The following is a 26,468-nucleotide window of genomic DNA, read 5'->3' as shown; positions in this document are numbered from 1 at the left end:
GCCCCAAACTGCCATAAGAATCGCGAGCTTATGCGCGCGCGCCGCCTCATGAGCATTCGCCGCGCATCACAATCCGTTGCAATTTCAGTACTTTAGGTCGCGTTACGCGATCCCGCGCCGGCTTCCCGATGACGATAGCCCTTTTCCCGATGCGCGGGCGCACCATTTGCGACACATGTCACAAGTTAACTATCGGCAAGACATAAAGAAGTGAGAATTCGCCACTTTGCAACATGCGCGCTGCTCGCCGCGTTGTCGTCGGCGGCGGCCGCGGCCGACGACAACGCGTGCGCGACCCTCGTCGGTGCGACGAACTCCAGCGCCGCGCAGAGCTTTTCGCTACGCGACGGCGAACCGGTCGACTTCGTTGGCGGCGGAAAAACCGTGCACGGCAAGCTGCTCGTGTTCAGCGACGGCGACGTGTTTCGCGCGTACTGGCAGCCGGATGACAGCCCGGAAAAATACGTGCTCGCGAATGCTGGCGCCGACGCGGTCCGGCTCGTCTCGGCCGCGCCGCGTGGCACGCCCGCGCCGGCCGGCCAGCCCGGCACCGCCATGCGGCCGCAGCGGGTGCTGTCGTGCCCCACGCTTTGAGCATGCGCGAAGGCCGCCTTTTGCTCGAGTCTCGCGATCGGCATCCGGCACAAACGTCTGGTTCCAGCGCTGCCAACACGCGCCGCCAGGTAGTACTTACCGCCCGACTATCCGTAAGCGCGCAGCCGGTTTCACGGACCCTTGACTGCGATGCTCCGTTACCCCTTTGAGCGCTCAAGTTAATCAGCCTCGCGCCGATATAAACAGCTGCGTTTAGCGCGCAAACGTTAAAGGGATGGCGATGGCTTGGCTTGCGAGATTGAAGAGGGTACTGTCGGTCGCCGAGGGTGACCGGGAGCTGATGCGTGCGCAGTTGCACGCGTTCCGCCGCCAGGTACCGCTTCTCTACTTCATCCTGCTCGTCAACACGGCGGCGGTGGCGGCGACGCATCTGGACAGCGCGCCGGCCTGGCTGTCGATGTATGTGCCCGGCACGCTCGGCGCGCTGTGTGTGTTTCGCTGCGTGCGCTGGTGGCGCAAACGCAACCATAAGATGACGGACGCTCAGGCGGTCCGCGAATTGCGCAGCGTGACATGGATCGTCGGCGTGTTCGGCGTCGCGTTCAGCGGCTGGTCGGTGCTGCTGTTTCCGTACGGCACCGCCTACCAGCAGGCGCAGGTCGCGTTCTATATGGCGACGACGCTGGTCGGCAGCATGTTCTGCCTGATCCATCTGCGCAAGCCCGCGCTTCTGCTGCTTTGCATCGTCATCCTGAGTTTCTCCGGCTTCCTCGTGTCGAGCGGCTCGCCGGTGTTCTTCGCGATGGCCGTCGACATGGCGCTGGTCGGCGTCGCGCTCGCGGCGGTCATCCAGCTTTACTGGCGCACGTTTGCAGACGCGGTGCACGCGCAACGCGAACTGCAGGCAAGCCAGCACAACACCCAACGGCTCAGCGACGACAACTACCGGCTCGCCAGCATCGACAGTCTGACCGGCCTGCCGAACCGGCGCAGTTTCTTCGCGGCGCTGAGCGCGATATCGGAGCAGGCGCTCGAAACCGGTGGCGGCTTCAACGTCGGCCTCATCGATCTGGACGGCTTCAAGCAGGTCAACGACATTTACGGTCACGCGAGCGGCGACCTCGTGTTGCAGGAAGTCGGCACGCGGCTCGTGTCGATCGGCGAAACGGGCCTGATGTTCGCGCGTCTGGGCGGCGATGAATTCGGCGTGCTCGTGCGCCACAAGGTGTCGAACGATGCGCTGGTCGAGTTGGGGCAGCGTATCTGCGATGCGCTCAGCCAGCCTTATCAAGTCGCCGACAATGTCGCGGAGCTGTCGGGCACGATCGGCTGGGCCGCGTTTCCCGACGCGGGCTCGACGGTCGCGCAGGTGTTCGAACGTGCCGACGCCGCGCTCTATGTCGGCAAGGAAAACCGCCGCGGCATGCCGGTGATTTTCTCGACCGAACACGAAACGCAGATGCGGCGTCTAAGCCTCGTCACGCAGGAGCTGCGCCATGCGGACCTCGAAGCGGAACTGTTCCTCGAGTTCCAGCCGATCTACGATCTGCTCACGCGCCGGCCGATCGGCCTCGAAGCGCTCGGTCGATGGCACAACGCGCGGCTCGGCATGGTCAGGCCGGAGGAATTCATTCGGATTGCAGAGCGGACCGAGCTGATCCTCGGCATCACCGACGTGCTGCTGCGCCAGGCGCTCGCCGAGGTCGCGCACTGGCCCGCCGATCTGTATCTGTCGTTCAACCTGTCCGCGATCGATATCTCGACGTCGGCGCGCGCGCGCCGCCTGATCGACATTGTCGCGGCAAGCGGCGTGTCGCCGCATCGCGTGACGTTCGAAATGACCGAAACCGCGTTGACGCGCGATTTCGAGCAGGCGCACAGCGCGATGACGATGCTGAAGCAGGCCGGCTGCCGGCTGTCGCTCGACGATTTCGGCACCGGCTATTCGAGCCTCAGCTACGTGCATCGGCTGCCATTCGACGCGATCAAGATCGACCGCAGCTTCGTGAGCGACGTCGATACCAATAGCGCCTCGAAGAAGATCATCAAATCCGTGATCGACCTATGCCGCAACCTCGGGCTCGAATGCGTGGTCGAAGGACTCGAAACGCCGTTGCAGGCCCAGGTCGTGAAGGCGCTCGGCGCGCGCGCGGTGCAGGGTTATCTGTTCAGCCTGCCGATGCGGGCGAGCGCAGTCGGCACGTTTCTGTGGACCGCGCTCGCCCAGAGCCACGCGGCGCAGACGCATTCGTAGCGCCCAATCGCTCCATGGCAGCGCCGCTCAATACGCCAGCTTCGGATACCAGTCGGTACCACGGCCGCCCGGCGTCATGTCGAGGATCGTCCACAACGGCATCGGATCGGGCGCGCCGCGCGGATCCTGTCCGGGGTCCGACGTCGACGGCCCCATCTCCTCGGCCCAGAAGTGCCGCACGACGCCGCCCGTGCGCGTGAATACGTTCAGCGCAGGAAGGTCGTCGCCGGCGGGATCTTCGGCCGCGTAATCGCGATTGAACGTGTTGCCGCCCGACGAATACAGCCGCAGATGCCGCCAGCCGCGCTCCTGCCTGAACGCGACGAGCCTGTCGATCGGCGAGCGGCCGATCACCGCGAACGCGACGCGCTGCAGGATATCGGGCATTTCGCCGTCCCACGCGCTCAGTAGCGACGTGCACATCGGGCACGGCCGCGCGCGTTGCGGTCCGAACATCCAGTTGTAGGTCACGAGCGTGTCGTGCGCGCCGAACATCTGCGATAGCGTGACCGGGCCCGCTTCGCCGTCGAAGCGGTAATCCTCCGGCACGACACCGCCCGCCGGCAGCGCGCGACGCTGCGCGGCGACACGCTCGATCTGGCGGCGCAGCTCGATCTCCTCGGCGAGCAACGCGTTGCGCGCGCGTCGATATTCGGGGCTCTCGCCCGGAAAGCGCGAGGGCAAGTCGGCCAGTTCGCGGGCCGGTTTCAGCGTATGCATCGAAGTGTTTGCGTCGTTCATCAGTCATCTCCTTGTGAGAAATCGTCAGAAAAACGGACGGAAGACGAGCGGGCATCGTCGCTTTGCCGCCCTTCCTGTAGGGACGACGAACGAGGCCGCGGAAAATCGACAGGCCTCCCCATGATTTTGCAGCGGCGGCTTTTTGCGGCGAGTTTGCCGGCGGTTTGACCATCCACTCGCCAGGCGCCGGCGCAAGGTATGCTTGCGCCAAACAGCAAGCTCGTTACACCCGCCAACACCACCCGGCACGCGCGCCACGCACGACGCGGCGCCTTGGGGAACGCACATGCCGCTTCGTCTGCCACCCCTGCCTGCGCTTCGCTGTTTCGAAGCGGCCGGCCGGCATCAAAGTTTCAAGCTCGCCGCCGCCGAGCTGAACGTCACGCCGAGCGCGATCAGTCATGGCATCGTCGGACTCGAGGGAGCGCTCGGCGTCGAACTGTTCGTGCGCGAGCCGCGCGGCATCTCGCTAACGGCGATTGGCGCGGATTATCTGTCGTACGTCTCCGAGGCGTTTTCGCTGATCGCGATCGGCACGCAACGTCTGCCCAATCATCGCGCGGATCGGCCGGTCGCGCTCAGCTGCGCGCCGACCTTCGCGTCGCGCTGGCTGCTGCCGCCCCTCGCCGGTTTTCGCGCGCGCTGGCCGCATGTCGTCGTGAGCGTGGACACCTCGCGTCGCCAGGTCGGCTTTCCGGTCGACGGCTTCGACTTTGCGATCCGCATGAGTCGCGCGCCCGGCTCGTTTCTCGGCGCGTGGCTCGGTGGCCTCGTGTTCGATCTGACGGGCTCGTACTCACTGCTATGGGTAGCGACGGTCGCGGCGGGATTGATCGCGGCACTGCTGCATTTCCCGATCGACGACACCGTGGTGATGACGCCCGCGCGGCGTTCATCTCGCCCCGCGCAGGCGTGATGCGAATTGCCGATAGAGATGCTGAAGCGATTCCAGTCGAGGCTACTTTTTCGGTGCATCCGCCGCGGCTTTCGGCACACGCCCCATCAGATAGAACTCGTCGTTCGGACGCATCGAGATCACGTTGGCCATCCGGTTCGACAGCCCGAAAAACGCGGTGATTGCCGCGATGTCCCAGATGTCTTCATCGGTGAAGCCGTGGCCGCGCAGTGTCTGGAAGTCTTCTTCGTCGACCGTGCCCGACGCGCGGCACACCTTCAGCGCGAAATCGAGCATCGCCTTCTGGCGGACGGTGATGTCGGCCTTGCGGTGATTGACCGCGACCTGATCGGCGAGCAGCGGCGCTTTTTCGTAGATGCGCAGAATCGCGCCGTGGGCGACCACGCAGTAAAGACAATCGTTGACCGCGCTCGTCGCGACCACGATCATCTCCCGCTCGCCTTTCGTTAGACCGCCCTCTTTCAGCATCAACGCATCGTGATAAGCGAAGAACGCGCGGAATTCGTCGGGCCGATGCACGAGCGTCAGAAACACGTTCGGCACGAAACCCGCTTTCTCCTGCACTTCGAGAATGCGGGCACTGATGTCTTCGGGCCACTCGCTCGGCTCGGGCACCGGGTAGCGGCTGATGGGCTGAAGCGTGGCCATGCGCTGTCTCCGTGATCTCTGTCGGGGTATGCCGACCATTGTAGCAACGCGATTTCGCGCTCGCCCGCGCTTCACCAGCTCCGCTCGATCACGTCCGACATTGCCGCCCGTATCGTCTAGACTTTCAGTTCGGCATGCGTGAAGCCGCCCGGCACGGCGGCGACGAAAGGAGCGACCATGTCAAACGTTACGCACGACGCGCGGGCCCCGGTGGTCAAGGTGCGGCCCGAACGGGAAATGGCGACGATGCAGCGGCTGCCCTATTTCGTCGGCATTTCGGCGAGCACCGCGGGCAGCACCGGGCTGTCGATGTACATGGTCGTGGTCCCGCCTGGCGGCCATGCGGAGCCGCACTTTCACGCCGACTACGAGACGGCGATCTATATGCTCGAAGGCAAGATCGAGACGCGCTACGGCCCGGGTTTGCGCGAGTCGGTCATCACCGAGCCGGGCGACTTCCTGTTCATTCCGCAGGGCGTGCCGCATCAGCCGTTCAATCTCGACGCGAACGCCGCGGCGCGCGCGATCGTCGCGCGCAATCACGCGGACGAGCATGAGCGCGTGGTGCCCTATGATCCGTCCGAGGATGCGTGAGGCAACGGGCCTCTTCCCGGACCGCCTCGCCTGAAGCGAGGCAAATCATGCTTCTCAAACCGGTTTGATCCACTTGCCGCGCGGCGCCCATTCGTCGGTCGCGCGCGATTTCGTCGGCGTTCTTTCACGACGCCGACTCGCCACCTATGCTAAAGCCGACCAGAACCGCCGCGAAGATCACCGCACGTCTCGCGGAGTGAATGAACAGTAGACGAAACACGCGGCATCACGCTCGATGCCGCTTTGCCAAAATCTAAAAATAAATTGACGGCATTTTTAGCTCGTATATCCTAGCTATTGGTAGATCGCGTGGGCGGCGCGGCGAATTGAGCTACTACCGTCCAGTACCGTTTCTTCTCGATCAACCCGTGTCCTGTTTCTTCAATATCCGCTGTGGATTCGAAACAGGCCGTTCAATACCCTCAACTACGCCAGTCGAGTGTCATCGTGAGAGTCCGAGGCCCTTTGGTGAATTGGAATCGCAGTCAGGCGCGTTGTACTTGCGCTGACGGCGCCAGCGCCGACGGCAGCAACGGCAGCCTTGCGTTTCGCCGCTTTCTGTCCGTCATCACAGTCCTGTCGCGTCGTTCCGTTCGACGCCGCAACGTCCTCTCCGCGCGCGCGTTCATCGCGGTGCGCACAGACGAAGTCGCTTCGCTGCTGCCGTAGCGCCTCTCCTCTTTCATCTCTTTTCGCTGCTCGATTCGTCCGTTTGCTCGCGTTTTCGCGAGCTGGCTGCTTGCGTCCGCGCGGCACTGACTGATCACCGCGCATCGCGACGGATTCAATCGAACCGCTTCTAATCGGGTAAGCGCTGCGCGTTATTGCGCGGATTCGCTTTGGCGTCGACTCGCCTTGGCGTTTTCCCACCTCGCCGCGCGATATTTCGCACCTTCGGCGACGCGTGTCGCCCGCGCATGAATACACGAAACCCTGCACACATGACCCAGGTGGCGGACCAAAACAGAGAGAACAATCATGCATGACATCGACGAATTTCTGAAAAAGCATCATGTCACCGAAATCGAAGCAATTATTCCGGACATGGCCGGCATCGCGCGCGGCAAGATCATTCCGCGCAGCAAGTTCGAATCGGGCGAATCGATGCGTCTGCCGCAGGCGGTGATGATCCAGACCGTCACCGGCGACTATCCGCAAAGCGATTCGCTGACCGGCGTCACCGATCCCGACATGGTGTGCGTACCCGACGCGAGCACGATCCGGATGATTCCGTGGGCAGTCGACCCGACCGCGCAGGTGATTCACGATTGCGTGCATTTCGACGGTACCCCGGTCGAAATTTCGCCGCGCTGTGTGTTGCGGCGCGTGCTCGATCTATATAAGGCGCGCGGCTGGAAACCGGTGATCGCGCCGGAGCTCGAGTTCTATCTGGTCGACATGAACCGCGATCCCGATCTGCCGTTGCAACCGCCGGTCGGACGTACGGGTCGCCCGGAAACCGGACGCCAGGCGTATTCGATCGAAGCGGTCAACGAATTCGACCCGTTGTTCGAAGACATCTACGAGTACTGCGACGTGCAGGAACTCGAAGTCGATACGCTGATACACGAAGTCGGCGCCGCGCAGATGGAAATCAACTTCATGCACGGCGATCCGCTCAAGCTCGCGGACAGTGTGTTTCTCTTCAAGCGCACCGTGCGCGAAGCGGCGTTGCGTCACAAGATGTACGCGACTTTCATGGCGAAGCCGATGGAAGGTGAGCCGGGCTCGGCGATGCACATGCATCAAAGCCTCGTCGATATGGAAACCGGCCGCAACCTCTTCACCGCCGCCGACGGCGAGCCGACCTCGCTGTTCACCGGCTATATCGCCGGCTTGCAGAAATACACGCCGGCGCTGATGCCGATCTTCGCGCCGTACATCAATTCGTACCGGCGTCTGTCGCGTTTCATGGCCGCGCCGATCAATGTCGCGTGGGGTTATGACAATCGCACGGTCGGCTTCCGGGTTCCGCATTCCGCGCCGGTCGCGCGCCGCATCGAGAACCGGATTCCGGGTGTCGATTGCAATCCGTATCTGGCGATTGCCGCGACCTTGGCGGCGGGCTATCTCGGCATCACGCAGCGGCTCGCCGCAACCGAACCGCTGGCGAGCGACGGCTATGCTCTGCCCTATCAATTACCGCGCAATCTCGAAGAAGGCTTGACGTCGATGAGCGCGTGCGAGCCGATTGCCGAAGTACTCGGCGAGCAGTTCGTCCGCGCGTATCTCGCGTTGAAAGAGACCGAATACGAAGCGTTTTTCCGCGTGATCAGTTCGTGGGAACGCCGGCACTTGCTGCTGCACGTTTGAGTGCTGCGGGCCAATCGGTCAATCGGTCAATGAAACCTTGAAAAGACGGAGGCAGTATGAGCTATAAGACTGAAGACGTGATGTATGCGCAAAAGGAAACGTCGCAGCATGGCGGCACGAAGGACGCGCCGACCTCGCAAGCCACATCGCGCAGCACCGCCGAATACCGCGCGCTCGATGCCGCGCATCACATCCATCCGTTCTCGGATATGGGCTCGCTCAATCGCGCGGGTTCTCGCGTGATCGTCAAGGCGCAAGGGGTGTACCTGTGGGACTCGGAGGGCAACAAGATCATTGACGGCATGGCGGGACTGTGGTGCGTGAACGTCGGCTACGGCCGCCAGGAACTGGCCGACGCCGCATTCCGGCAAATGCGGGAACTGCCGTACTACAACACGTTCTTCAAGACGACGCATCCGCCCGTGATTGAACTGTCTGCCCTGCTCGCCGAACTGACGCCCGCGCCATTCAATCACTTCTTCTACTGCAACAGCGGCTCGGAAGGCAACGACACCGTGCTGCGCATCGTCCATCAATACTGGGCGACGCAACGACAGCCCGCGAGGAAGTTCGTCATCGCGCGCAAAAACGCTTATCACGGGTCGACGATCGCGGGCGGCACGCTCGGCGGCATGGCTTATATGCATGAGCAGATGCCATCGAAAGTCGAGAACATCGTGCATATCGATCAGCCCTATTTCTTCGGCGAAGCGGCAAGCGATCAGACGGCGGAAGAATTCGCACTGGCTCGCGCGCGGCAGCTCGAAGCGAAGATTCTCGAACTCGGTGCGGACAATGTCGCCGCATTTATCGGTGAGCCTTTCCAGGGAGCGGGCGGCGTGATTTTTCCGGCTGAGACGTATTGGCCGGAAATCGAGCGCATTTGCCGCAAGTACGACGTGCTGCTCGTCGCGGACGAAGTGATCGGCGGCTTCGGCCGAACCGGCGAATGGTTTGCGCATCAGCACTTCGGCTTCGAGCCGGACCTGATCACGCTCGCGAAGGGACTGACGAGCGGTTACGTGCCGATGGGGGCTGTCGGTCTACATGATCGCGTCGCCCGCGCACTGATCGACAACGGTGACTTCAATCATGGCCTCACCTACTCCGGGCATCCGGTCGCGGCGGCCGTCGCGCTTGCGAATCTGAAACTGCTGCGCGATGAGAGGATCGTGGAGCGCGTCAAAGCGGATACGGGTCCGTACTTTCAGAACAAACTGCGTGAGACGTTCGCCGGTCATCCTATCGTTGGCGAGATCAGCGGCGCGGGCCTCGTGGCGGGCGTGCAACTCGCCGAGAAGCCGCTCGAGCGCAAGCGCTTCGCGAATGGCGGCGATGTCGGTACGATGTGCCGCGACTTCTGCTTCAACGGCAATCTGATCATGCGCGCGAGCGGCGACCGGATGTTGCTGTCGCCGCCGCTCGTGGTCAGCCGGCCGGAAATCGACGAAATCGTCTCAAAGGCAAAAGCGGCGATCGATGCGACCGCGCGACAGGTGGGCATCCGATAGCACTGCGTGGTTGCGATTCAGTTTCCCTCAGCCGTCGAGTGCCCGCACAGCCTTCAAATCGCCGGTCAGCCGCAGGATCGCACCAATCATCTGCCCCCCGTGACCGCCGCCGGAACGCGCGGCGGTCCTACTTTACGTTGTACCGGTCGCGCGAGCGTTCCAGGTTATGGTCAGAAAGGCCACCAGCCCTTACCGCCGTTGCCTGCATCATGGTCCGGGTGCGACCCGTCATGATGCCCGTGCGTGTCGGAGTCCCGGTCGAAGTCGAAAAGATCGAACAGGTCGCCGATCGCGGGCGCATTGACCGGGCGACTTCGTTCCGTCGAGCACCCCTCGTTGATCTGTTCGACGGCCGCCTGGCCGTCAGCCGTCGTCCGACGCGAGGAAATGCCACGCCTTGTCCTTGTGCGTCTCCAACCCGTAGCGCCACGCGTGATGACCATTGCTCGCCCACCGCAATAGCGTTGGGATAAAAACATTGCAAGCGTATGACAGCGAGCGCGGTTGTTTATCGACCTGTAGCACCGTATGCTTGGATATGTCGCTTTCCGTTCGTCAACTTCGAGAAGGTCATTCAGTCATGAACGAATACTGCATGTTCAAGGGAAAACTGCTGCGCGCGGCGCCTTTCAAAGATTCGTATATAGGCAGTCCGCACTATGTGATCACGGTGACTGGCAACGACAACACGCCATTCAACATCGTCGTCAATTCGGCGTCGACGCAACCGGGCGCAAGCGGTAACGACAACGTGTACTTCTATGCCGATCTGAACTTCGCCGATCCACTCACCGCGAAACTGCAGCCCCTGAACCTCGGCCTCTACACGAGCGGCTTTCCACGGCTCGATTACTTCCAGGACAGCAGCCTGCTCGACATTCACCGCATGCGGCCGGTCCCCTACGAGGATCAAAACGGCAACCGCGCCGACGTCAACGACATCATCGACGAAATCCTCACCATCGACGAAAGCAAACCGTCGAAAAGTCTGCCCTACGACAACGGCAGCGGCCAGTTGCACAACCGCGATTTCTGGACACCGACCACCGCGGGCATCGTGGTCTATGGGTTCGGCTTTCTGTTTCTGCCGAAGAAGGACGGTCTTCACGAGACTCACATGAATCAGGGCAATCCGCGCGGCCCGCATTACAACGAAAACGGCGCGTTCCAGGACGGCGCGGTGATCGTGCAGCGCGCCGATGGGTTTGCCGCGATGTTTACCGCGTTTCAGACACAGTATTTGCCGACCAATGCGGCCGGCGATCCGGCGGCGAATGCAGTGGCGTTGCCCGTTTATATTCAGCGAGGTTGATAGCGTCGCTCGTGCATGGGGGCAAGTGGAAACCGCCGCGATGCGCGAGAAACAGGTTCTTGCAAAGGGGAAAACCAGATCGCGCGCAAAAGTCCCTCGCGATACGAATGCACCGCGAGAGACGTCGCGTCGATCAGCGCGCGCTCGCGGCGCCTCGACGCGGAATATGCCGCTGCACCACCGCCAGCGCGATCAGCACGATGACCATTGCGATACCGAGCATCAGCAGATAGCCCGAAGCGCCACCGGCCGTGATCACCGCGGCACCGGCGAATGCGCTCAGAATCGCGCCGACGCGGCCGAACGCGAGTGCCGACGCGGTGCCCGTCGCCCGCACGCTGGTCGGATAGACGTATGCGCACAGCGCGTACATCGTCGATTGCACCGCATTGACGAACAGCCCGTGCAAGCCGAGACCGACGATCATCAACGCCGTATGCTGGGTCGCGCCGACGCCGAGCAGCATCCACGCACTCGCGACGCCGCCCGCGCAGCACAGCAGCAGCGGCCAGCGCGAGCCGTAGCGCCCGATCGCCAGCGCGCACAGCACCGCGCCGATTACGCCGCCGAGGTTGTACGCGCTCAGGCCATAGCCCGCGAGCGACACGCTCAAGCCCTCACTCGTCAGCATCGACGGCAGCCAGCTGAACGCCGCATACACCGCGAGCAGGCATATGAAGAACGCGCCCCAGATCGCGACGGTGTCGCGCGAACGGCCATCGCGGAACAGCGCGGCAAAGCCGACGTGTTTCTCAGCGCTTTGTTCGCGCACATCGGTGAAGCTCGCATCGGCCGACACGTCGCGCGCCATGCGCCGCAACAGCTTCACGAGTTCGGGCCAGCGATGCGGACGGCGTGCCAGAAAACGCGGCGATTCCGGCAGCGCCGCGAGCAGGACGAGGGCGAGCACGAGCGGCAGCACACCACCCGCTACGAACAGACCGCGCCAGCCATAAACCGGCAGCACCTGGCCGGCGAACAATCCGGCGACCATACCGCCCAGCGGCACGCACAGAATGGTCGCCGTCACCGCGAAGGTACGAAAACGCGCGGGCGTGAACTCGGCGGTCAGCGTCGTCGACGTCGGCAGCGCGCCGCCGATGCCGAGCCCCGCGATAAAGCGCAGCGCCGCAATGGCCGCGACGTTCGGCGCGAGACTGATCGCGCAGGTCGCCAGGCCGAACACGAACACGCTGCCGATCACGGCCCAGCGGCGGCCGAAGCGATCGGCGAACAGCCCCGCGAACGCGCTGCCGATACCCATGCCGACCAGCCCCGACGCAACCACCGGCGCAAATGCGTTGCGCGTGATGCCCCACTCCTTGGTCAGCATCGGAATCGCGAAGCCGATCAGCTGGCTGTCGAAGCCGTCGACGACGATCGACAGCGCCGCGAGCACCACCGCGATTTTCTGCAGCAACGTGTAGGGGCCGTCGTCGAGTGCATGACCGATGTCGACCGTGTTGCCGCCGCGCGCGATGCCGGCGAGCGCCGCGTCGTCGCGCGCGGTCGCGGTCGAGGCCGCGGCCGAAGCAGGAGGAACGAAACTCATGAGCCTGTCTCCGTTGTTTGCGCTGCACGCGCGTTGTTCGATTTTTTTTGCTGTCGGCAGTACGGTGCGACGCGATGGCCCGCTTCGGCGAGTTGGCCGCCGAACAGCGAGCCCATCGCGACGCTCTTCGTCAGAACGGATAGTGACGCGGCGTCGTTTGCAGCGTGACCCAGCGCAGATCGGTGAATTCCGCGATCCCCGCCTTGCCGCCGAAGCGGCCGAAGCCACTCGCCTTCACGCCGCCGAACGGCATTTGTGCTTCGTCGTGCACGGTCGGGCCGTTCACGTGACAAATGCCCGACTCGATGCATTTAGCGACGTTCAGCGCGCGCGCCGTGTCGCGGCTGAACACCGCCGCCGACAGGCCGTATTCGTTGTCGTTCGCACACGCGATTGCGGCTTCCTCGCCACGCACGCGCACGATCGGCTTGACCGGCCCGAACGATTCGTCGTGATAGATGCGCATGTCCGGCGTCACGCGATCGAGCAGCGTCGCGGGCATCAGCGTGGTTTCGCTCTTGCCGCCGCACACGAGCGTCGCGCCTTTGGCGAGCGCGTCGTCGATCAGCGCGTTGCAGCGCTCGACCGTGCTCATGTCGACTACCGAGCCGAGCACGACCGGCGCCTTGCGCGGATCGCCGAGTGGCAGCGCGCGCGAGCGCGCGGCGAGCCGCTCGACGAACGCATCGGCGATGCTGTCGTCGACGATGATCCGCTCGGTCGACATGCAGATCTGCCCGGAGTTCGCGAACGCGCCGAACACGGCCGCATCGACCGCGGCGCCGATGTCGGCGTCGTCGAGCACGACGAGCGGCGCCTTGCCGCCTAGTTCGAGCACGCAGGGCTTCAGATTGCGCGCGCACGTTTCGGCGATCAGGCGGCCCACGCGCGTCGAGCCCGTGAAGTTCACGCGACGCACGGCCGGGTGTCCGATCATCGCGTCGACGATGCGCGCGGCGTCGGCCGGCGCATTGGTCACGAAGTTCACGGTGCCGCGTGGCAGACCCGCCTCCTGCATCGCCTCGATGATGAGACCGTGCGTGGCCGGGCAGATCTCCGAGCCCTTCAGCACGACCGTGTTGCCGCACGCGAGCGGCAGCGCGATCGCGCGCACCGCGAGTATCACCGGCGCGTTCCACGGCGCGATGCCGAGCACGACGCCCGCGGGCTGGCGTACGCCCATCGCGAGACTGCCGGGAACGTCGGATGGGATCAGTTCGCCGGCGATCTGCGTGGTCAGCGCGGCGGCCTCGATCAGCCCGGCCGCCGCGAGATGCACGTTGAAGCCGGCCCAGATGCCCGACGCGCCGGTCTCGGCGGCCATCGCGGCCGCGATGGCCTCGGCCTTCGCTTCGAGCGCGTGCGCGGCCTTCGTCAGCAACGCGCGGCGCTCGCTCGGTCCGAGCGCGGACCACACCGGAAATGCGGCCGCGGCGGCATCGACGGCGGCCACGGCATCTTCGACGGTCGCGGCCGGCGCGCGCGTCGCGACTTCGCCGTCGAGCGGACTGCGGCGCTCGAAGGTCGCGCCGTTGCGCGCCTGTGTCTGCTCGCCGCCGATCAGCATCGATACGTTTTTCATCGTAGGTCTCTCTCCTGTTCGTGAATGGGAAGCGCCGTTACGCGACGATCGCTTCGACGAGCGTGGGACCGCTTTTCACGCCACCTTCGGTCAGCGCGCGACGCAACACGTCGGCAAGTTCAGCCGCCTCGCTGACGCGCGCGCCAGGGCAACCCATGCCCGCCGCGATCGTCACGAAGTCGAGGCCCGGCAGGTCCGTGCCCTGCACGGTCTCGCCAGGCGCGAAACCGAACACCGGCGCGAAATCCTGCAACGCCGCGTAGCGCGTGTTGTTCAGGATCACGAATGTGATCGGTAGCTGCATCTGCACCGCGCTCCAGATCGCCTGAATCGAGTACATGCTCGAACCGTCGCCGATCAGCGCGATCACGCGCTCGCCCGGCCGCGCAAGCGCAACGCCGAGCGCCGCCGGCATGCCGTAGCCGAGGCCGCCGCTGTCCATCGTCAGGAACGTGCCGGCGCGCGCGATGGGCAGATAGGTCTGCATGATGGGCCGCGAGCTCGGCGCTTCCTCGACGACGATGCCATCGGGATCGCGCACTTCGGCGAGTGTCTGCAACGCGAACGCGACCGACATCCGCTCGCCCCGCGCGGGCGGCAGCGCTCGCGGCGCCACCGCGCGCGGTGCGGGCAACTCGCGCGCTTTGGGCGCGGCGCGCGCGAGCAGATCCTGCACGCCGAGCCGCACGTTGCCGACCGCGGCGATGCCCTGCGGCGTCCATGCGGCAATGCCCGGATCGTCGATCAACTGACACAGCCGCGAGCCCGGGGGCACATGCGGACCACTGCCTTCGACGTGATACGTGAACGCTGGCGCGCCGATCACGAAGATCGCGTCGTGCGCGCCGAGCAACTCGACGATGCGCTCACGCAGCGCCGGCAAAAAGCCCGCGAACAGGCGGTGCGTTTCGGGGAAGCTGCAACGTCCTGTCATCGGCGCGACGTAGACGCGCGCGGCATGCCGCTCCGCGAGGCGCACGACTTCAGCCGCCGCGTCCGCGCGATCGACCGCGCCACCGACCACGAACGCGGGCCGCTCGCACGCGTCGAGCACCGTGCCGATGCGTTCGAGCATCGCCGGATCGGGTCGCATGATGTGCGCGACCTCGCGGTCGGCCACGCGCTCGGCAGGCTGATCCCAGTCGTCGGCGGGAATCGACACGAACACCGGGCCGCGCGGCTCCTGCATCGCGATCGCGTACGCACGCGCGATCGCGAGCGGCACATCCTGCGCGCGAGCCGGCTCGATGCTCCACTTCACGTAGGGCTTCGGCAATTCGGTGGCCTGGGTCGCGGCGAGGAACGGTTCGAACGGCAGGATCGAGCGGGCCTGCTGACCCGCGGTGACGACGAGCGGCGTGCGGTTGCGAAACGCCGTGAAGACATTGCCCATCGCATTGCCGACGCCCGCCGCCGAATGCAGGTTCACGAGCGCCGCGTTGCCGGTGGTCTGCGCGTAGCCGTCGGCCATGCCGACCACGACCGCTTCCTGAAGACCGAGCACGTAGCGGAAATCCGCGGGAAAATCGCGGAACATCGGCAACTCGGTCGAGCCCGGGTTCGCGAAGATCGTCGTCATGCCGACGCGGCGCGCGAAGTCGATGACCGCGTCGCGTACGGTCCACCGCGTGCTCTGTTCTTTTGCGTGTGCCTGATTCTGCTGCGGCGCGCTGCTTGTCATGCGAAGTCTCCTGTCTGGTGAGCGCGGAAAATCGAATGGCCATTATCACGGCCGCCGGGGTAACCGAAAATTGCCCAATTCGCAAAAAGGCATTACCTTTCGGCATGACTTACAACCTGCAACAACTGCAGGCGTTCGCGGTGATCGTCGAAAGCGGCAGCCTCGGACGCGCCGCCGAAGCGCTGCACATCACACAGCCGGCCTTGAGCCGGACCATCCGCCGTCTCGAGGAACAGGTCGGCGCGCCGCTGTTCGAGCGGCATTCGCGCGGCATGCATTTGACCGCGGTCGGCGAGGCGCTGCTGCCGCACGCGATCCAGTTGCAACGCGAAGCCGAACAGGCGCGCGAGGAAATCGACGCGATGCGCGGCCTCGCGCGCGGCACGATCCGCGTCGGCGCGGTCGGCAGCATCGCGAGCCTCGTGCTGCCGCTCGCGGTGAGCGGCGTGTTGACGAAGTGGCCGAACCTGCGCGTGGAGATCATCGAGGGCGTGTGGGACCGGCTCGCCGATGCGCTCGTCAAACGTCAGATCGATCTCGCGCTCAGCATGGCCGTGCCCGATACCGACGAGATCACCGCGATCGCCGATTGCCGCTGGGAAGACGCGAGCTACGTGGTCGCCGCGCTCGATCATCCGCTGCGGCGCAAGCCCGACCTCACGCTCGCCGACACGCTGGGCCAACGCTGGGCGATTCCGCCGCGCGGCACCGGCCCGTTCGAGCACATGCAGAGCGTGTTTGCCGAGCGCGGGCTGGGACTGCCGAACGTCGTCGTCGAAACGCGCTCGGTCACGGCGCTGAAGAGCCTGGTCGCGCGTTCGGGCTTTCTGAGCTGGATGGCATCGACGATGTACGTGACCGAAAGCAAGGCCGGCGTGTTCGATACGCTCGGCGTCCCAGGCGTGGTCGGGCGGCGCACGTTGACCGCGTTCCGGCGGCGCCAGGGGATTCTGCCGAGCCCGGCGGTCAAGCTGCTGGAGCAGTTGCGGCAGTTGACGGCGGAGGGTATGACCGCGGGTTGATCGTTTCCCGCACACGCTGCCACTTTCTCGGCGTTTACCCGATAAGTAGATTTTATCGACTATTTATCAATAAAGTCTCGCGTTAGATTCCGTCGCCATGCGTCGAGGAAACGAAGCAAGGAGAGCCGGATGGGGGTTTTGATTGGCGTGCCGATCGTGGTGCTCGGGTTCGCATTGCACTTCAACGCGCTGCTGGTGGTGACAAGCGCGGGCGTCGCGACCCGGATAGCCGGCGGCTTGCAGACAGTGGAGATCGTCAGCGCGTTCGGCAAGGCATTCGCGGATAACCGCTACATGGGCCTGATCTGGCTCACGCTGCCGGTCATCGCGCTGCTCGAACGCAACGGTCTGAAGCAACAGGCGCGGCATCTGATCTCGCGCCTGCATGCGGCCACCACCGGCCGCGTGCTCTCATCACGCTGGTCGGTACGCTGACGCTCAAGTACGCGCCCTTCGTCGAAACGAAGAATCTGGTTTCTGCGGCACGCTGATGACGCCGATGGCGGCGAACTTCAACATCGTCCCCGCCGCGCTGCTCGAACCGAAGGACCAGAACGGCGTGATCAAGGCGCAATGGCCGACCGCTTTACTATTGCTGATCGTCAACACCATACTGTCGTACGTGTTCGTATTCCGCTTCTGAGGAGCCGCCGATGACCACCCAGCTCACCCGCGAATTCGCGTCCAGATTCGCCAATGTCGCGCTCGCCCACCTCACGCGCGAATATCCGAACAAGCTCACGCACTCGCTTGGAGGACCGCAGGACGTACAGGGTCCGCGCGCCTTGCATCCGATCTTCTACGGCAGCTACGACTGGCATTCGTGCGTGCACGGTTACTGGCTGATCCTGCATCTGCTCGAACGCTTCCCCGATCTGCCCGAGGCCGCGCGCATCATCGCCGTGGTCGACGAGCATTTCACCGCGGCGAACGTCGCCGGCGAACTCGCGTATCTGGAGCTGCCGCACAACCGCGGCTTCGAGCGGCCGTATGGCTGGGCGTGGCTGCTCGCGCTCGGTGCGCAGTTGCAGTCGATGAAAATCTCGGAAGCCGCGCGCTGTGCGAAGACGTTCGCGCCGCTCACCGAGGCGTTCGTCGAGCGCTTCGAGGAGTTCCTGCCGAAGGCAACCTATCCGCTGCGCGTCGGCACGCACTTCAACATGGCGTTCGCGCTCGCGCTGACGCTCGATTTCGCGCGGCAAACCTCGCGCGAATCGCTCGAGGCGCTGATCGTCAGCACCGCGGAGCGCTGGTATCTGGACGACGTCGCGTGTCAGGCGTGGGAGCCGGCCGGCGACGAGTTCCTGTCGCCGTCGCTGATGGAAGCGGAGTTGATGCGGCGTGTGTTGCCGTCGGCGCAGTTCGCCGACTGGTTCGGACGCTTCCTGCCGGACCTCGGCGCGAAAAAACCGGCGACGCTGTTCGAGCCCGTCACCGTGACCGATCGCAGCGACGGCAAGATCGCGCATCTGGACGGCCTCAATCTGAGCCGCGCGTGGTGCCAGCGTGCGCTCGCGCGCGCGCTGCCCGCCGGCGACGTGCGTCGCACCGTGCTGTTCGATGCGGCCGAGCGTCATCTGCACAGCGCGCTGCCGCATGTGACCGGCGACTACATGGGCGAGCACTGGCTCGCCACGTTCGCGACGCTGGCGCTCGAAGCTTGAGCGAACCGGGAACGAACTGAACCGGCTTTGAAGAGATAAAGCCGTGCTGGTTGGGGCGCTTCAGTACGAAGCGCCCTTTTCATTGCCCGTTCAACAGTCCCTGCCTGCAGCGGTAAAATCGCGCAAGGCGATTGCGCCGCTTTAAAGGTGGAAGTTTGACTGAGTTCGAGCAGGGTTTCATTTTGACCCGACATTGGCGGGACACGCCCGCCGGCACGGAAATCGAGTTCTGGCTGGCCACGCACAGCGGGCCGCGCCACATCCGTCTGCGCCCTCAGCCGTCCGTCGCCTTCATTCCGGCCGAACATCGCGAACGCGCCGAAACGATCCTGCGCCGCGACGCGCCGCTCGATCTGCGTTCGCTCGAATTGCGCGACTTCCAGCATCGGCCGGTCAGCGGGCTTTACTGTGCGCAATACCGGCAATTGAAGGGCTTCGAGAAGCGCCTCAGAGAAGGCGGTGTCGATGTCTACGAAGCCGATATCCAGCCGCCCGAGCGCTACATGATGGAGCGCTTCATCACCGCGCCGGTGTGGTTCAGCGGCGTGCCGCAGCAGAATGGTCCGGGGCTCGATGGCCCCTGGCTCGACAGCGAACTCAAACCGTCCAACGACTATCGTCCGCCGTTGAAGCTCGTGTCGCTCGACATCGAAACGAGCGCGCATGCCGAGCTATATTCGATCGCGCTCGAAGGCTGCGGCGAGCGGCAGGTGTATATGCTTGGGCCGCCGAATGGCAACATCGGCAACAACGGCAACATCGGCAACGTCACCGACGCCATCGACTTCAAGCTCGAATACTGCGAAACCCGCGCACGGCTGCTCGAAAAGCTGATCGAGTGGATGGAGCGGCACGATCCCGATGCGATCATCGGCTGGAACCTCGTGCAGTTCGATCTGAAGGTACTGCAACACCATGCCGAGCAGTATCGCGTGCCGCTGCGCATCGGACGAGGCGGCGCGGTGATGGAGTGGCGCGAACACGGCGTCACGCGCAATCACTTTTTCGCGGGCGTGGCGGGTCGTTGGGTCATCGACGGCATCGAGGCATTGCGTTCGGCGACGTGGAGCTTCCCGTCGTTCAGCCTCGAATACGTGTCGCGCTCGGTGCTGGGCGAAGGCAAGGCGATCGACAATCCGTATCAGCGCATGGACGAAATCCAGCGCCGCTTCGACGAAGACAAGCCCGCGCTCGCGCGTTACAACCTGAAGGACTGCGAGCTCGTCACGCGTATCTTCGCGAAGACCGAGTTGCTGCCGTTCCTGCTCGAACGCGCGACCGTGACCGGCCTGCCCGCCGATCGCAGCGGCGGCTCGGTCGCGGCGTTCACGCATCTGTACATGCCGCGCATGCATCGGCAGGGCTATGTCGCGCCGAATCTCGGCGACGTGGCCGGCGCCGCGAGCCCCGGCGGCTTCGTGATGGATTCGCGGCCCGGGCTCTACGACTCGGTGCTCGTGCTCGACTACAAGAGCCTGTATCCGTCGATCATCCGCACGTTTCTGATCGACCCGCTCGGTCTGGTCGAAGGCATGCTGCATCCCGACGACGCGAGCTCGGTGCCGGGCTTTCTCGGCGCGCGCTTTTCACGCACGCGTCACTGCTTACCGTCGATCGTCGCGCAGGTGTGGCAGGCACGCGAAGCGGCCAAGCGCGAGCACAACAAGCCGCTGTCGCAGGCGCTGAAGATCATCATGAACGCGTTCTATGGCGTGCTAGGCTCGACCGGCTGCCGCTTCTTCGATCCGCGGCTTGCGTCGTCGATCACGATGCGCGGCCACGAGATCATGCACACGACACGCGAGCTGATCGAGGCGCAAGGCTACGAAGTGATTTACGGCGACACCGATTCGACCTTCGTCTGGCTCAGGCACGCGCATGACGAGGAAGACGCCGCGCGCATCGGCCGCGCGCTCGTCGAACATATCAACGCGGCGTGGCGGCAGAAGCTGCAGGCGCGCTTCGGAATCGACAGTGCGTTGGAACTGCAATTCGAGCGGCACTACCGGCGCTTTTTCATGCCGACGGTGCGCGGTGCCGAGGAAGGCAGCAAGAAACGCTACGCAGGACTTATGGTATTGCCGGACGGCCGCGAGGACGTGGTCTACAAAGGGCTCGAAACCGTGCGCACCGATTGGACGCCGCTTGCGCAGCAGTTTCAGCAGGAACTGTATCGGCGCATCTTCAAGCAGCAGCCGTATCAGGATTACGTGCGCGACTATGTGCGCGATACGCTCGCCGGCCGGCTCGACGATCAGCTCGTCTATCGTAAGCAGTTGCGCAGACCGATCGACGCTTACGAGCGCAACGTGCCACCGCATGTGCGCGCGGCACGCGTCGCCGATGAGTTCAATCGCCGGCAGGGACGTCCGCTGCAATATCAGAACGGCGGCTGGATCAGCTACGTGATGACGGTGGCCGGCCCCGAGCCGCTCGAAACGCTGCGCTCGGCGATCGACTACGAGCACTATCTGACGCGGCAATTGCAGCCGGTTGCCGACGCGATTCTGCCGTTGCTACGCGACGATTTCACGACGCTGATGTCGGGGCAGAAGCAGTTGTTCTGATCGTGGCGGCGAACGCGCGGCTGCGAGCATGGACGAATTGCCTACTTCACCATGGACGGGGCTCGGCCTCTTCATCGGAGTGCGTGTTATGCACAGCAAAGGTGCGGTAGAGCGAGTTGCCGCGGGTCGCGTATCGCATGCTCCGCGCTACCGGTAATCCGTGATTAAAGGCGGAAAAAAACTAATCCCTGGTTTTGATTTGCAACCCTATCAATAGAATTAGAGCGCCATCATAATTTGAAGTATTGTAATTTCTTCGGTTGTCCGCGCAATTGGCCGGTTTGCATTGCTGCTTGACCTAACCCTTTATTGTCCTATAGTGCCATTTGATCCGCCTCAGAAATATTGTGGGGGTGTGTGTCTGATATCCCTGAATCTGTAGCCCCAACGATCTGCAACGACAGGAGAAGATGCATGAAAGCAATCCACGCCGTCAAACTGGTCGGTACCGCCCTTCTGATTTCGGGTTCGATTCACGCCTATGCGCAGGCGAGCAACGCTAACGCCCCTGCGTCTGCCCCGACCACGACGCCCGAAGCCCGATCGCATTACAAGTCAATGAAAGCAGCGAACCGGGCGCTACAGCGTCAGGTTCGAAATGCGCTGGTGAAAGACAGGAACATCTCAACGGCCAATATCACAGTTCGCGCCCGCGATGGTGCTGTCACGCTGCAGGGCAGCGTACCGCTTCAGGCAGAAAGCGACCGGGCAACCGAGGTGGCGAAAGGGGTACCTGGCGTAACTTCGGTCAGGAACGCGCTGTCGATCCGTCCTGTGGGCACCTGAAGCAGTCCTGGACCCCGCTTTGCAGGAAGGCCGGCGCTCTGACCGTGCATTCCATTGAGGGCATCGCCAATGCGGCACATGGCGGCGGGCCGGCTCGACAGCCGGCCTTCGCTATGCGGATATCTTCTCGAGTTCGAGCCCTTTCGTCTTCGGCCCCATCAAGCCAATCGCCAGCATCACGATCAGCATCGCGCCCGCGATGAACACGAACACGCCGGTCGTGCCAAAGTAGCGCAACACGGCCGCGATCAGAAAGGCCGTGAAAATCGCGGAAAAGCGGCTCCACGAGTAGACGAAGCCGACCGCGCGCGCCCGGATGCTGGTCGGAAACAGTTCGGCCTGGTACGCGTGATAACTGTACGAAATGATGTTGCCGGCCAGCGTCAGGCACACTCCGAGGCTCACGAGGAGCACCGCCCCCGATGCCTGACTGAACCACAACCCGCACACGATATTGACGCCGGCCATCACGACGATCACCGTCTTGCGCTCGAAGCGGTCGCCGATAAACAGCCCGATGATCGGACCGAGCGGCGCGGCCAATGCGATCACGCTCGAATACATCAGGCTCGTCGTGATCGTGATGCCCTGCTTGATCAGCAGCGTCGGCACCCAGTTCGCGAAGCCATAGAAGCCGACCGTCTGGAAGATGTTGAAGATCGTCATCATCAGCGTGCGGCTGCGGTACGGCGGTACCCACATGTCGCGGAAGCTGCCGCGCGGTGGGATCGGCACCGGCGGCGCCGGCGGCGGCAACTCGCGGCCATATTCGTGACGTACCGTCGCCTCGAGCGCGTTCATCACGCGGTCGGCTTCGGCGAGACGTCCTTGCTGCGCGAGCCAACGCGGGCTTTCCGGCAACGCGCGGCGAATCCACCAGACGAATAGCGCGCCATGCGCGCCGATCAGCACGACCCAGCGCCAGCCGTCCAGACCGAACAGCGTGCGCGGCACCAGCAGAAACGATAGAAACGCGACCACCGGCACGGCCGTGAAGCCGACCGCCTGCTCGCACGCGAACGCGCGGCCGCGGATCTGCTTCGGCACCAGCTCGGAGATGTACGTGCCGATCGTCACCAGTTCGACGCCGATGCCGACACCGGCGACGAAGCGCCAGAAATTAAGGCCCGTCGCGGTCTCCTGAAACGCCATCACGAGGTTCGCCGCGGTGTACCACAGCAGCGACCAGGTGAACACCGCGCGCCGCCCGAAGCGATCCGCGAGGAAACCGCACGCGATCGTGCCGATAAACAGGCCGCCAAACAGCGCGGCGATGAAACTCGCGACGCCGGTCGAGCCGAACAGGCCATGCGTGGTCGCGGTCAACATGCCGCTTTTCACGAGGCCCGGCGCGATATAGCCGGAGTACAGCAGGTCATAGAGTTCGAAGAAGAAGCCGAGGCTCAGCAGCACCACCAGCTTCCAGACGGAGCGCGTGGCGGGCAAGCGGTCGAGGCGCGCCGAAATGCTGCCGGCGTCGGGCGATGCGTGGCCCGCCACCTGCGCGGGCGCGCCGCGCTCGGCGCTGCCGGCCGCGTCAGTGGAATGCGCCACGGTACCGCCGCTGCGCGCGACGGACCCCGCGGGATCGGGGAATGCCATGTTGTCTGTCTCCTTCTGTTGCGACTGCTTTTACGGCAGGGCTGATCGCTTACCGCGGCCGGTTCGATGCCGGCCTTGCGTCCTGTCGCGCGTCGCACTCGCCACGATGGGTCGGCCGGAGTCCGGCCAGCATTCTAGCCGTGCCCGCGTTGCAATTGTTCGAACGTGGTGATTTTTCCGGCCAGCGCGCTCGCCGCGACCGTGTACGGGCTCGCGAGCCAGACGTCGCCTGGTCCCGAACGGCCGGGGAAATTGCGGTTGATCGCGCTGATCGTCACGTCGTTCGGGTTGGCCGATTGTCCCGGTCCGCAGTTTGCGCACGAGCCGCAGCCAGGCATCACGAGCGTCACGCCCGCGCGCTCGAACACCGGCAGATAGCCCTGCTCCTCGCAATACGCGCGCACCGCCATCGTGCCGAATTGCAGATACAAACGCGTGCGCTCGGGCACCCGTAGGCCGTGCTCGACGCCCCAGCGCAGCACCTCGTGATAGAAATCGAAGTCCTCGCGCTTGCCCGCGGTGCACGAGCCGCCGTACGCGATATCGATCGCGACGTCCTGTTCGAGCCGCGGCGCCGGCACGCCATTGCCGGGGTCGCCCGGACGCGCGAGCATCGGTTCGATCGCGTTCGCATCGATATGGATCGTGTCGCGATAGGTCGCGTCCGCGTCGCTTTTCATCCAGCCTTCCAGCACGAAATCGACGCCGCGCCGCTCCTTCAGGAACGCGACCGTGCGCTCGTCCGGTTCGACGATGCCGGTGAAGCCGCCGAGTTCCGCGACCATGTTGGTCAGCGTCGCACGTTCGTCGATCGACATCGCGCGCACCGCCGCGCCGCCGTATTCGAACACGAGGCCGATCGCGCCGCCCGAGCGAATCGCCTCCATCCGCAGCAGATGCAGCACGACGTCCTTCGCGGTCACGCCGTCGCGCAACTGGCCGTCGATCTCGATGCGCAGCGTCTCCGGCACTTTGCAGCGCACGTAGCCCGTGACCCAGCTATTGGCGATCTCGGTCGCGCCCGCGCCAAATGCGAGGCAGCCGAGCGCGCCCGAATGCGGCGTGTGCGAATCGGTACCGCATGCTACCTGGCCCGGCAGCGCGTATTGCTCGGCCATCAACGCATGACAGATGCCCTCGGAGCCGGGCACACCATCGAGCGCGCCGTGCGAGCGCACTGCGTAGTCGCGCGAAAACGTCGTGTGGCCTTCCATCAGATTCGCGACGCCCGGCAACAGACCGTCGCGCACGTGAGGGATGCTCTGCGGCGCGAGCACCAGATGATCCTGGAACGCGATGATGTGATCCGGCGCACGCAGCGGCGCGGGCTTGCCGAACGCCCGATGCATCAGATGCGCGCACATGCCGGTGAAATAGTCGTGGCTGAAGCGCCAGTCGGCGGCGATGAACACGCCGTCGCCGCGCTGCGCGCTCGCGGTGCCCGGATGCAGATGACGGTCGATGATCTTCTCGACCAGCGTTTTCGGCTCGGCGCCCGGCGCCTCGTTCGGGGCATCGCTCGCGCGGCCGCCCGGCGCGGGCCACTCCGCAAACCGGCTATACGCGAGCAGCCCGCCGCTGCGGATGATCTGCTGCGTGAGCGAGTCGCGGCCTTTGAGGAATTCGTCGATCGGCACCGCTTCGCCTGCAAGCAGGCGATCGAGCACGGAAAAATCGGTCGTGGTCAGAATGCCGATGTTGTCGCAGTTCTGCTGATAGATACGCTCGAAGCTCTCGGCCACGATCAGGCGAATCCCTGCGGACAACTCCGCGAGCGGGCTCGATTCTCGCGACGAGCCTTTGCCGTAGCGCTTGCCGGCCACCGTCACGCGAAAGCCGCCGTCCTTCACCGCATTGCGGCCGATCGGCAGACGCTCGCCGGCCTTGAAGCCGACGTACGGGTACTGGCCGAGGCGCTCGTCGTAGGTGAGCATTACGGTGACGGGCGTGATCTCGTCCGTCGACACGTTGTCGCGCAACTGCCCCGCCGTGTCGCGAGTGAAGTTTTCGCCGGCCAGTTGCGCCTCGATCACGGCCGGGTCTTGCGACAGGTACAGCACGCGGCCGTCCAAACGAATCGTATCGCTCATCACTGCGTTCTCCTTGCGCTCACTATACGGTGCGCAAGGCGGATGCCGAAGTGCCGGTGCGGCAACGCTGCCGTCTCGTTTCGCGAATGCTCGATGGCGGAGCCGCGGCGCGCAGTGCGGGCGGTGGAATCGTCTAAGGCGGATTGCCGAGGAACGACACCAGCGCGGCAGCGCTCGCGCTCAACTGCTCGCGCGCCTTGAAGATGATGATCAGATGACGCTCCGCCCACGCATCGGCAAGCGGCAGCAGCCGCACGTCGAGCGTGTTCACGTAGAGCAGGCCGACCGGCTCGGGCACGATCGCGATGCCGAGCCCCGCATGCACCATCCGGCACAGCGCATCGAGACTGCTCACGCGCATCCGCACCTCGAGCTGCCGGCCCGCGCTCGCCGCCTGCTGCGCGAGCAAGCGTGTGAGCGCGCTTTCGCTGCGCAAGCCGACGAAGCTGTCGTGCAACAGATCGTCGAAGTTCACCCGCGCCGCGCCGGCGAGCCGATGCCCACCCGGCACGAGCACCGCGAGCCGGTCCTGCCGGTACGGCACCTGCTCGAACGCCTCGCTGCCAGCAACCGGATTGCAGATGCCGAAGTCCGCGCCGTGTTCGTCGACGATACGCAGCACGTCCGCGCTGTTTTCTTCTTCGAGTTCGATCGCTACATCCGGGAACGCACGGCCGAACGCGGCCACGTCTTCAGGCAGAAACTGCACGATCGACGACAGATTCGCAACCACCCTCACGCGCCCTTTGACGCCTGTCGAAAAGCGCGACAACTCCGCGCTCATCTGCTCGATATTGCCGATGATCGCGAGCGCGTAGCGCAGCACGGTCTCGCCGACCGGCGTCACGGTAATGCCGCGCGACTGCCGTTGAATCACCGGCAGGCCGATCAGCGCCTCGATCTCGGCGATGCGCCGGCTCACCGCCGACGACGCGATGAACTCGCGCTGCGCCGCGCGCGCGATATTGCGCTCCTGGCAAACGGCGACGAACAGACGCAGCGAAGTCAGATCGAGTTTCTTGAGCAGGTTTTCCATGGGACGAGGCGACGGATCTTACGACAATGGCGGCAGATCGCT

The 26,468-nt window shown here is 64.4% G+C and carries 19 protein-coding genes and 3 pseudogenes; 14 read left to right on the top strand and 8 right to left on the bottom strand.

Annotated features, from left to right (window positions below):
• The first annotated feature begins 210 nt into the window (after positions 1 to 210).
• Together OKW26_RS08715 and OKW26_RS08710 are read left to right on the top strand one after the other, a co-directional pair.
• A complete protein-coding gene (locus OKW26_RS08715; protein WP_176078989.1) occupies positions 211 to 594 on the top strand; it encodes a hypothetical protein in 384 nt (127 codons plus the stop codon).
• Positions 595 to 835: 241 nt separating this feature from the next.
• Positions 836 to 2,809, top strand: a complete 1,974-nt coding sequence (locus tag OKW26_RS08710; RefSeq protein WP_429353312.1) for a putative bifunctional diguanylate cyclase/phosphodiesterase — start codon at positions 836 to 838, stop codon at positions 2,807 to 2,809.
• Positions 2,810 to 2,836: 27 nt separating this feature from the next.
• On the opposite strand, the gene OKW26_RS08705 is transcribed toward OKW26_RS08710, so the two are convergent.
• Positions 2,837 to 3,550: a DUF899 family protein gene (locus OKW26_RS08705; protein ID WP_429353311.1), complete on the bottom strand. Its 714-nt coding sequence runs from the start codon at positions 3,548 to 3,550 to the stop codon at positions 2,837 to 2,839.
• Between the two features lie 286 nt (positions 3,551 to 3,836).
• Between OKW26_RS08705 and OKW26_RS08700 the strand changes: the two are divergent.
• Positions 3,837 to 4,289, top strand: a pseudogene (locus OKW26_RS08700) (LysR family transcriptional regulator); the annotation flags it as partial.
• A gap of 219 nt (positions 4,290 to 4,508) precedes the next feature.
• Here OKW26_RS08700 and OKW26_RS08695 read toward each other — a convergent pair.
• A complete protein-coding gene (locus OKW26_RS08695; protein ID WP_429353310.1) occupies positions 4,509 to 5,114 on the bottom strand; it encodes a peroxidase-related enzyme in 606 nt (201 codons plus the stop codon).
• A 177-nt stretch (positions 5,115 to 5,291) separates the two neighbouring features.
• Here OKW26_RS08695 and OKW26_RS08690 point away from each other — a divergent pair, with 177 nt between their 5' ends.
• From OKW26_RS08690 to OKW26_RS08670, 5 genes are all read left to right on the top strand, one after another.
• Complete coding sequence (locus tag OKW26_RS08690; protein ID WP_429353309.1) at positions 5,292 to 5,708, top strand: cupin domain-containing protein; 417 nt, start codon at positions 5,292 to 5,294, stop codon at positions 5,706 to 5,708.
• 447 nt (positions 5,709 to 6,155) lie between these two features.
• Positions 6,156 to 6,377, top strand: a complete 222-nt coding sequence (locus tag OKW26_RS08685) for a hypothetical protein (protein ID WP_026226309.1) — start codon at positions 6,156 to 6,158, stop codon at positions 6,375 to 6,377.
• A 309-nt stretch (positions 6,378 to 6,686) separates the two neighbouring features.
• Entirely contained in the window at positions 6,687 to 8,021 is a 1,335-nt protein-coding gene (locus OKW26_RS08680) for a glutamine synthetase family protein (protein WP_429353308.1), read from the top strand.
• Positions 8,022 to 8,077: 56 nt separating this feature from the next.
• Entirely contained in the window at positions 8,078 to 9,532 is a 1,455-nt protein-coding gene (locus OKW26_RS08675; RefSeq protein ID WP_429353307.1) for an aspartate aminotransferase family protein, read from the top strand.
• A gap of 580 nt (positions 9,533 to 10,112) precedes the next feature.
• Complete coding sequence (locus OKW26_RS08670; RefSeq protein WP_429353306.1) at positions 10,113 to 10,844, top strand: DUF2278 family protein; 732 nt, start codon at positions 10,113 to 10,115, stop codon at positions 10,842 to 10,844.
• Between the two features lie 133 nt (positions 10,845 to 10,977).
• Here OKW26_RS08670 and OKW26_RS08665 read toward each other — a convergent pair whose 3' ends face one another.
• The 3 genes from OKW26_RS08665 to mdlC form a co-directional block, all read right to left on the bottom strand.
• Positions 10,978 to 12,396, bottom strand: coding sequence for an MFS transporter (locus OKW26_RS08665; protein WP_429353305.1), 1,419 nt, complete (start codon positions 12,394 to 12,396; stop codon positions 10,978 to 10,980).
• 130 nt (positions 12,397 to 12,526) lie between these two features.
• The gene (locus OKW26_RS08660; RefSeq protein WP_429353304.1) at positions 12,527 to 13,978 is read right to left on the bottom strand and encodes an aldehyde dehydrogenase; all 1,452 of its coding nucleotides are present in this window, start codon (positions 13,976 to 13,978) and stop codon (positions 12,527 to 12,529) included.
• Between the two features lie 37 nt (positions 13,979 to 14,015).
• Positions 14,016 to 15,659 (bottom strand): benzoylformate decarboxylase, encoded by a 1,644-nt coding sequence (gene mdlC, locus OKW26_RS08655; protein WP_429353303.1) that lies wholly within the window; start codon positions 15,657 to 15,659, stop codon positions 14,016 to 14,018.
• A gap of 104 nt (positions 15,660 to 15,763) precedes the next feature.
• On the opposite strand from mdlC, the gene OKW26_RS08650 reads away from it, so the two are divergent.
• The 6 genes and pseudogenes from OKW26_RS08650 (at position 15,764) to OKW26_RS08625 (ending at position 21,698) form a co-directional block, all read left to right on the top strand.
• The gene (locus tag OKW26_RS08650; protein WP_429353302.1) at positions 15,764 to 16,681 is read left to right on the top strand and encodes a LysR family transcriptional regulator; all 918 of its coding nucleotides are present in this window, start codon (positions 15,764 to 15,766) and stop codon (positions 16,679 to 16,681) included.
• A gap of 129 nt (positions 16,682 to 16,810) precedes the next feature.
• Positions 16,811 to 17,092: pseudogene (locus OKW26_RS08645) on the top strand (5-oxoproline transporter, DUF969 family subunit); the annotation flags it as partial.
• A gap of 58 nt (positions 17,093 to 17,150) precedes the next feature.
• Positions 17,151 to 17,324: pseudogene (locus OKW26_RS08640) on the top strand (5-oxoproline transporter, DUF979 family subunit); the annotation flags it as partial.
• A gap of 10 nt (positions 17,325 to 17,334) precedes the next feature.
• On the top strand, positions 17,335 to 18,345 hold the full coding sequence (locus OKW26_RS08635) for a DUF2891 domain-containing protein (RefSeq protein ID WP_429353301.1): 1,011 nt from the start codon (positions 17,335 to 17,337) through the stop codon (positions 18,343 to 18,345).
• A 155-nt stretch (positions 18,346 to 18,500) separates the two neighbouring features.
• Positions 18,501 to 20,912 (top strand): DNA polymerase II, encoded by a 2,412-nt coding sequence (locus OKW26_RS08630; protein WP_429353300.1) that lies wholly within the window; start codon positions 18,501 to 18,503, stop codon positions 20,910 to 20,912.
• Between the two features lie 414 nt (positions 20,913 to 21,326).
• Positions 21,327 to 21,698, top strand: coding sequence for a BON domain-containing protein (locus OKW26_RS08625; protein ID WP_184064654.1), 372 nt, complete (start codon positions 21,327 to 21,329; stop codon positions 21,696 to 21,698).
• Between the two features lie 111 nt (positions 21,699 to 21,809).
• Here the strand turns inward: OKW26_RS08625 and OKW26_RS08620 are convergent, their stop codons facing one another.
• The 3 genes from OKW26_RS08620 to OKW26_RS08610 form a co-directional block, all read right to left on the bottom strand.
• Complete coding sequence (locus OKW26_RS08620) at positions 21,810 to 23,300, bottom strand: MFS transporter (RefSeq protein ID WP_429353299.1); 1,491 nt, start codon at positions 23,298 to 23,300, stop codon at positions 21,810 to 21,812.
• Between the two features lie 134 nt (positions 23,301 to 23,434).
• Positions 23,435 to 25,390 carry an aconitase family protein gene (locus tag OKW26_RS08615; RefSeq protein WP_429353298.1) on the bottom strand — a complete coding sequence of 652 codons (1,956 nt, stop codon included), beginning with the start codon at positions 25,388 to 25,390 and terminating at the stop codon, positions 23,435 to 23,437.
• Positions 25,391 to 25,523: 133 nt separating this feature from the next.
• Positions 25,524 to 26,426, bottom strand: coding sequence for a LysR family transcriptional regulator (locus OKW26_RS08610; RefSeq protein ID WP_429353297.1), 903 nt, complete (start codon positions 26,424 to 26,426; stop codon positions 25,524 to 25,526).
• Positions 26,427 to 26,468: the final 42 nt, after the last annotated feature.

This window comes from Paraburkholderia sp. 32 (assembly GCF_050435345.1).
GTDB classification, from domain to species: Bacteria; Pseudomonadota; Gammaproteobacteria; order Burkholderiales; family Burkholderiaceae; genus Paraburkholderia; species Paraburkholderia tuberum.
The sequence above is the reverse complement of the archived record's forward strand: the minus strand, read 5'-3'. Positions and strand labels throughout refer to the sequence as shown.

What these genes read in the sequence shown, in the direction of transcription:
- OKW26_RS08625 (WP_184064654.1), top strand. Translation starts at nt 21,327, where the DNA reads ATGAAAGCAATCCACGCCGTCAAACTGGTCGGTACCGCCCTTCTGATT.
- OKW26_RS08610 (WP_429353297.1), bottom strand. Translation starts at nt 26,426, where the DNA reads ATGGAAAACCTGCTCAAGAAACTCGATCTGACTTCGCTGCGTCTGTTC.
- OKW26_RS08650 (WP_429353302.1), top strand. Translation starts at nt 15,764, where the DNA reads ATGACTTACAACCTGCAACAACTGCAGGCGTTCGCGGTGATCGTCGAA.
- OKW26_RS08635 (WP_429353301.1), top strand. Translation starts at nt 17,335, where the DNA reads ATGACCACCCAGCTCACCCGCGAATTCGCGTCCAGATTCGCCAATGTC.
- OKW26_RS08690 (WP_429353309.1), top strand. Translation starts at nt 5,292, where the DNA reads ATGTCAAACGTTACGCACGACGCGCGGGCCCCGGTGGTCAAGGTGCGG.
- OKW26_RS08680 (WP_429353308.1), top strand. Translation starts at nt 6,687, where the DNA reads ATGCATGACATCGACGAATTTCTGAAAAAGCATCATGTCACCGAAATC.
- OKW26_RS08670 (WP_429353306.1), top strand. Translation starts at nt 10,113, where the DNA reads ATGAACGAATACTGCATGTTCAAGGGAAAACTGCTGCGCGCGGCGCCT.
- OKW26_RS08620 (WP_429353299.1), bottom strand. Translation starts at nt 23,300, where the DNA reads ATGGCATTCCCCGATCCCGCGGGGTCCGTCGCGCGCAGCGGCGGTACC.
- OKW26_RS08675 (WP_429353307.1), top strand. Translation starts at nt 8,078, where the DNA reads ATGAGCTATAAGACTGAAGACGTGATGTATGCGCAAAAGGAAACGTCG.
- OKW26_RS08695 (WP_429353310.1), bottom strand. Translation starts at nt 5,114, where the DNA reads ATGGCCACGCTTCAGCCCATCAGCCGCTACCCGGTGCCCGAGCCGAGC.
- OKW26_RS08660 (WP_429353304.1), bottom strand. Translation starts at nt 13,978, where the DNA reads ATGAAAAACGTATCGATGCTGATCGGCGGCGAGCAGACACAGGCGCGC.
- OKW26_RS08665 (WP_429353305.1), bottom strand. Translation starts at nt 12,396, where the DNA reads ATGAGTTTCGTTCCTCCTGCTTCGGCCGCGGCCTCGACCGCGACCGCG.
- OKW26_RS08710 (WP_429353312.1), top strand. Translation starts at nt 836, where the DNA reads ATGGCTTGGCTTGCGAGATTGAAGAGGGTACTGTCGGTCGCCGAGGGT.
- OKW26_RS08705 (WP_429353311.1), bottom strand. Translation starts at nt 3,550, where the DNA reads ATGAACGACGCAAACACTTCGATGCATACGCTGAAACCGGCCCGCGAA.
- OKW26_RS08615 (WP_429353298.1), bottom strand. Translation starts at nt 25,390, where the DNA reads ATGAGCGATACGATTCGTTTGGACGGCCGCGTGCTGTACCTGTCGCAA.
- mdlC (WP_429353303.1), bottom strand. Translation starts at nt 15,659, where the DNA reads ATGACAAGCAGCGCGCCGCAGCAGAATCAGGCACACGCAAAAGAACAG.